The 5,311-nt window shown below is 59.4% G+C and carries 6 protein-coding genes, 2 pseudogenes and 1 riboswitch; of the genes and pseudogenes, 2 read left to right on the plus strand and 6 right to left on the minus strand.

The genetic code is table 11. From position 1 onward, the window contains the following. A pseudogene (locus ACFFAR_RS23705) lies at positions 1-781 on the plus strand (hypothetical protein); the annotation flags it as partial. 24 nt (positions 782-805) lie between these two features. On the opposite strand, the gene ACFFAR_RS23710 reads toward ACFFAR_RS23705, so the two are convergent. The 6 genes and pseudogenes from ACFFAR_RS23710 to ACFFAR_RS23735 all read right to left on the minus strand — a co-directional run. Continuing rightward, the gene (locus ACFFAR_RS23710; protein ID WP_062002077.1) at positions 806-1,288 is read right to left on the minus strand and encodes a low affinity iron permease family protein; all 483 of its coding nucleotides are present in this window, start codon (positions 1,286-1,288) and stop codon (positions 806-808) included. A gap of 221 nt (positions 1,289-1,509) precedes the next feature. Beyond that, positions 1,510-1,818 (minus strand): type II toxin-antitoxin system RelE/ParE family toxin, encoded by a 309-nt coding sequence (locus tag ACFFAR_RS23715; RefSeq protein ID WP_174365142.1) that lies wholly within the window; start codon positions 1,816-1,818, stop codon positions 1,510-1,512. Continuing rightward, entirely contained in the window at positions 1,818-2,093 is a 276-nt protein-coding gene (locus ACFFAR_RS23720; protein ID WP_086383845.1) for a YlcI/YnfO family protein, read from the minus strand. The genes ACFFAR_RS23715 and ACFFAR_RS23720 overlap by 1 nt, the downstream gene beginning before the upstream one ends. Positions 2,094-2,203: 110 nt before the next feature. Then, positions 2,204-2,716: a 6,7-dimethyl-8-ribityllumazine synthase gene (locus tag ACFFAR_RS23725; protein ID WP_174365143.1), complete on the minus strand. Its 513-nt coding sequence runs from the start codon at positions 2,714-2,716 to the stop codon at positions 2,204-2,206. An 89-nt stretch (positions 2,717-2,805) separates the two neighbouring features. Beyond that, positions 2,806-2,985, minus strand: a riboswitch (FMN riboswitch). 73 nt (positions 2,986-3,058) lie between these two features. Continuing rightward, the gene (locus ACFFAR_RS23730) at positions 3,059-3,868 is read right to left on the minus strand and encodes an amino acid ABC transporter permease (RefSeq protein ID WP_075358365.1); all 810 of its coding nucleotides are present in this window, start codon (positions 3,866-3,868) and stop codon (positions 3,059-3,061) included. Then, positions 3,858-4,064, minus strand: a pseudogene (locus tag ACFFAR_RS23735) (amino acid ABC transporter permease); the annotation flags it as partial. The gene ACFFAR_RS23730 and the pseudogene ACFFAR_RS23735, both read right to left, overlap by 11 nt. Positions 4,065-4,446: 382 nt before the next feature. Between ACFFAR_RS23735 and ACFFAR_RS23740 the strand changes: the two are divergent. After that, positions 4,447-5,311 (plus strand): amino acid ABC transporter ATP-binding protein (locus tag ACFFAR_RS23740; RefSeq protein WP_375508578.1); only part of this gene is annotated, 865 nt, incomplete at its 3' end.

Consider the following 5,311-nt stretch of genomic DNA (forward strand, 5'->3'; position numbering starts at 1 on the left):
GGTCGAGGTCACGGCCGCAGCGTTGTTGCTGGGCTGCGTGCTCGGCCTGGCGGCATACACGTTGATGCCCGGCTCGATGCACACCGCTCCCGTCGATACCACCGCCAGCGACGTCGCTCGCACCTCCGAGGTGGAGGGCAACCGGGTGCGCGAACCGGCACTCGATAGCCGTCACGATGCAAGCATGTCCGCTGCGCTCGATGCGGTGCGCGAGAGCCTCCAGCGTCACGACATGGAGTCGGCGAAGGTGTTGCTCGCGGCCATCCTTGCGATGCATCGGGACAATCCCGACGCGCTTGAATTGCGCAATGAAGTGATGGCTGGCCAGAATCAGGACAAGCCGGCGGCGCCTGTCGCGCGTACGAGCATGCCTCCTCCAAGACTAGCCGATACACGGCATACGTCGGCCGTTGTTGCGGCGACTTCCCGTCAGCCCAGGAGCAGGGCGGCCACGCACGAACATGCAACGCGCACGTCGAAAAAGGCGCCGGTACTGGCAAACAAGAAAGTCGCGACGCATAAAGTGGTAATGGCCAAAGCGACCACGCCGAAACCTTCGGCCGTGCACAAGCCACCGGTGCTGGTGCGTGAGGCGCAGGTCAAGGAGATCCGGTCCGAGACGCCAGCGTCGACGCACGGAGGCACCTCGAGGTCCGTGCAGACGGCGAGTGGCGCACCGCTCGTATCGAGCGGTACTCAACAGGCGCCCTCGTCCGGACACCAAGACGAAGGCGGTGCTTTGCCATCTCAGCGCTGGCGTGATCGCGGTGGCATGCGTTGAGCCGTGACCGTAAAGCCGAAATCGTCAAGCCGTTCCGGACGATGTACCCGTGATCGCCTCGCTGTCTTCTTTCGTCGTCATTTTCAGGTAGGCTGCGGCCAGCCGCCTGAGTTCCTCTTCAGATGCATCCTCGATGCCGATCAGATGATTGTCCGCTTGCCGGTGAGAGGCGAGCAGTTCATTGAGCTTCAGATGCAGCGCTACGCTGTCCTTGTTCTGGCTTTGCTGAATAAGAAAGACCATCACGAATGTCACGATGGTCGTGCCCGTGTTGATCACGAGTTGCCAGTCTTCTGAGTAGTGGAACACGGGCCCGGTCACGGCCCAGACAACGATGCTGATGACCGCCATACCAAACGCCACAGGCGATCCTGCCCATCGTGTGACCGCGCTTGCGAACGTGTCGAACGCGCGGGTGAGCGGATGCCTTGCCGCGTAAGCGGGACTCGATGTATCAGGTACGGTGTCGAGTGTGTCCGTCGACGAGGGGAGCGTTTCCTTACGCATCGCTTTCTCCTTATGATCCGATATTGCTCCGACGCAAAGTCAGCAATTAACGTTCCGAGGTCGACGATTTCTGGACAGGAATCAGAGGCGCGGATAGTTTCAGTGTGGAGGTTTGTCGGGCGTGCGACGGAGGGGAAATCCGACGCTGTGGCGAAAGCGCAGATGGGTAAGCTGTGTGACTTGACAAGGCACGTCACTTTTCTTCAAGACCGTACAAGTGCTCAGTGATAGTCGTCTTCCAACTGATGACGCACGGCCAGGATCGTCACGGTATCGCTATCGTCTATTTCAAAAAGTGCGACGTACCCGGAGCCGCCAAAAGGAATAATTAACTCACGCAAGAATGGCAACTGCGAGTGCGCTTTACGACAGGTGAACGGCGAGCTGCGCAGCGTCATGATCCCGGCGTGGACAGCGCTTAGCGCACGCTGGGCTAAAGGCAAATCTTGCGGATCACGGGTAAGAATGAACTCATAGAGCCGTTCGAGATCGTCTGCTGCACTACCTGTGAAACGTATTTCGAACGTCATCAACGCGTCTTACCCCGCGCTTTAGCAGCATCGAGCCGCTTGCTCAAACGCGCGAGCACCTCTTCAGCCGGGACATAGTCGCCGCTTCGCTTAGCTTCGTCGCGCGAGGCTAGTCCTCGGGCCACGAACTCGCTATGGTTCTGGCGACGAAGGATGTTTTCGCGGATCGCCTGCTCGACAAATCCGGACAGGCTTTCGCCTTCCTGCAAGACGCTCTCCGCCGCCTCACGCAATTCCGGTTCAACTCGCACAGACGGAAACGTCGCTGTTTTCATTACCTTTCTCCATGCATCGCAATTGCAATGCATTGTGCGCGAGTTTCCGTCTCGGTGCAAGGGCGCAGATTGCGCCTGGCGTTGCGAAATTGCTTCAGCAGCGCACCACCTTACTTCCCGCTGGTCACCCCAAGTGCGGCAACCTTGCGAATCGTATCGGCGCACGCCGTCGCCGCTTCCACGCCCTTGACCACGAAATGCTCGCGGAAGAACTTGATATGTTCTTCGCCCGAATGAAAATGATGCGGCGTCAGCACCGCCGACAAAACCGGCGTACCGCTTTCCAGTTGCACCTGCATCAACCCGTTGATGACCGCTTGCGCCACGAATTCGTGACGATAAATTCCGCCATCCACGACCAGCCCCGCTGCAACAATCGCCGCATAGTCACCGCGCTGAGCAAGCAGCTTTGCGTGCAACGGGATCTCAAATGCGCCGGCGACTTCATAGAGGTCGATGTCATCGCGTGCGAAGCCTTGCGCCTGGATTGCATCGAGGAACGAAGCCTTGCACTGGTCGACGATATCGCGATGCCAGCATGACTGGATAAACGCAATACGTGGACGGGGTTTGCCCGCGGCCTGAGCGACCGGCGTATTTTCGAGCGTGGTGGAGAGTGTCATGATTCAAATCCTGCCTGTTTGTGTGAACAGGGCGAAGGACGGCATGGACGAACGCGCGCGGGATATCCCGCACGCATCCACACACGCCGTCCCGTTCTCTTTCATCCGGACTATGACCGTCGGCCCCGGAATCAAACCGGGTCTGCTGACCTTTGCGTTTCAGGCGGCCCGAAGCCAGACCCGAATCACAAAGCGCTCGCGGGCTACGCGCTCAATCAAACCGCGCGATTACCGCCGGTGGGGAGTTGCACCCCGCCCCGAGAACTTGTTCGTATCGAACGGAACGTAAATTATCACGATTCCTGTTGCAGTGCACAGACCCCGCTTGACTGATAACGATATCTATCGCAAGCGCCTTTCGAACCAGCGGGTGAACCACGAGATCGGATAGCAGTAAGCGAAGAAAATCACGAGCGTCGCGACATACGTCAGCACGGTAAAGCTGCTGCGCGCAACGGTGCTGCTCGCGATTTGCGCGGTATCGAGCAAGTCGTGAATGCCGACCAGCGACGACAAGGCCGTGCCCATGGTGATGATCGCGTACACGTTCATCCACGGCGGCAACATGCGACGCATGCATTGGGGCGCCACGATCTTCATCAGGATCTGCGTGCGCGAAAACGCCATGGATGCCGCCGCTTCCCATTGCGCCGACGGTATCGAAGCAACGGCACCGCGAAAGACTTCCGCTATGTTTGCGCTCGCCGGCAGCGCGAGCCCCAGCGTCACCTTCAACCAGTCGGGAAACGGCACGGTAGTGCCGAATACATGGAGTTCGAACGGGAACACGTAGGTCGTGAAGTAGACGAGCACCAGCCAAGGTGCATTGCGAAACGCGGTGATCCAAATGCGTGCGAGCCGTCCGGCGAACGATCGGGATAACGCGACGGCGCCTGCAATCAGACCGATCACCGTGCCGATAAAAATCGCGCCGATGCTGATGAGCACATTCATTGCAAAGCCGTGCGCCAACGCGGGTGCCCATTCTGCGAGGCGTGCAAGCGTCTCGCCGCGTGATCCGCTTTCAGGCGCAAGCGACCAGAGCACCGCGCCTACGACAAGAACCCCGAGCACGCCATACACGCCCGGCGGTACGCGGGTGATATCGAACTTCCGGTGAGTGCCAAACGAGGCGCGCGTATCAGTAGCCATATCCGGGCACCTCGAAGCGTTGTTCGAGCCAGCGTCCTGCAAGCGTGACCATCCACGTCACGAAGCCGAAGAACGACAGGATCAGCAGCATCAGCGCGAGCACGTTGTCACGCTGCGTCCAGATCATGATGGACTGGTAAGTGACGTCGCCGACTGCGATTGCGGACGCCACCGCCGACGCCTTCACGAGCTCCACTATCTTGTCGAGGATTGCATCGGCATGAGCGACGAGGGATGTGGAGAGTGCCCACGCAATCGTGACCGCTGTCATCAAGCGGCGGATGTTCGTTATGGTCATAGCAAGGAGGCCACGCCGGAAATCCGGGAGCCTCAAAGAATAGACAAGCGTTGACACGCCGCCAAGGGAGCGAATCTGCTAAACAAACGATGCATCGCGTGGAATGGAGTCAGGCACACGAATCAGGCAAGCTATAGCAAGCGGGATGCTATCGATTCTACGAATGCTTGGTTATGAAATAGGGAGGCTCTTCTTAGAATCTCCGTTCCTGCATGTTTTCGTGAGCCCTGGGAGACCCGTACGGGCCACGGGAAACCCCAACAATGCCTGTGGAGGCCGCATGAATCGCCTTGCGCTTGCGGTTGATCTGCTTGAACATACGCCGCCTTCAGTTGACCGGGAGGTCAATAAAAGCGCCGACCCGGTATTGGTTTCTTTAAGTGACGTCCGTCTCTCCTTTGGTGCTGCGCCGGTGCTCAACGGAATCAATCTGTCGGTGCGGCGCGGCGAAGCGGTATCGATCATCGGGCCGTCGGGGTCGGGCAAATCGACCATCCTGCGTTGCATCAACGGACTGATCGCGCCACAGCGCGGAGAGATCCGCGTGGATGGAATCGATGTTCGCGCGCAGCATACCGATGCGCAGAAGATCGCACTGCGCAAGCGCATTGGCTTTGTGTTCCAGCAGTACAACCTGTTCCCGCACCTGAGCGTGCTGGCGAACCTGACCATTGCGCCTGTGAGCGTGCTCGGCCGTAGCCGCGCTGAAGCAGAACACGACGCGCATGCATTGCTCAAGAAAGTGCGTCTCGCCGATAAAGCCCACGCTTACCCCGGAGAGTTATCTGGCGGACAGCAGCAGCGTGTCGCGATTGCACGCACGCTCGCCATGCGTCCGGACCTGATTCTCTTCGATGAAGTCACGTCCGCGCTCGATCCGGAGACCGTGGGCGAAGTGCTCAACGTGATCGGCGAACTCGTCGATGATGGCCAGACCTGCGTGCTCGTCACGCACGAGATGCGCTTCGCGGAGGACGTCAGCGACGAAGTGTTCTTCACCGAAGGCGGTGTGATCGTCGAGCATGGCGAGCCATCGCAGATCTTCGGCGCGCCCGAAAACGACCGCACGCGGCTCTTCCCGCAACGCTCGCGCGGCGAAGACCGCCGCGCATTGCGCAAACGCTCACGCAGCAACGCGGCACTTG

Origin of the sequence: uncultured Caballeronia sp., assembly GCF_964243625.1 — a bacterium.
Taxonomy (GTDB): Bacteria; Pseudomonadota; Gammaproteobacteria; order Burkholderiales; family Burkholderiaceae; genus Caballeronia.

Coding starts and splice junctions, on each gene's coding strand:
- ACFFAR_RS23715 (WP_174365142.1), bottom strand. CDS start 1,818: ATGACGTTCGAAATACGTTTCACAGGTAGTGCAGCAGACGATCTCGAA.
- ACFFAR_RS23725 (WP_174365143.1), bottom strand. CDS start 2,716: ATGACACTCTCCACCACGCTCGAAAATACGCCGGTCGCTCAGGCCGCG.
- ACFFAR_RS23720 (WP_086383845.1), bottom strand. CDS start 2,093: ATGAAAACAGCGACGTTTCCGTCTGTGCGAGTTGAACCGGAATTGCGT.
- ACFFAR_RS23710 (WP_062002077.1), bottom strand. CDS start 1,288: ATGCGTAAGGAAACGCTCCCCTCGTCGACGGACACACTCGACACCGTA.
- ACFFAR_RS23730 (WP_075358365.1), bottom strand. CDS start 3,868: ATGGCTACTGATACGCGCGCCTCGTTTGGCACTCACCGGAAGTTCGAT.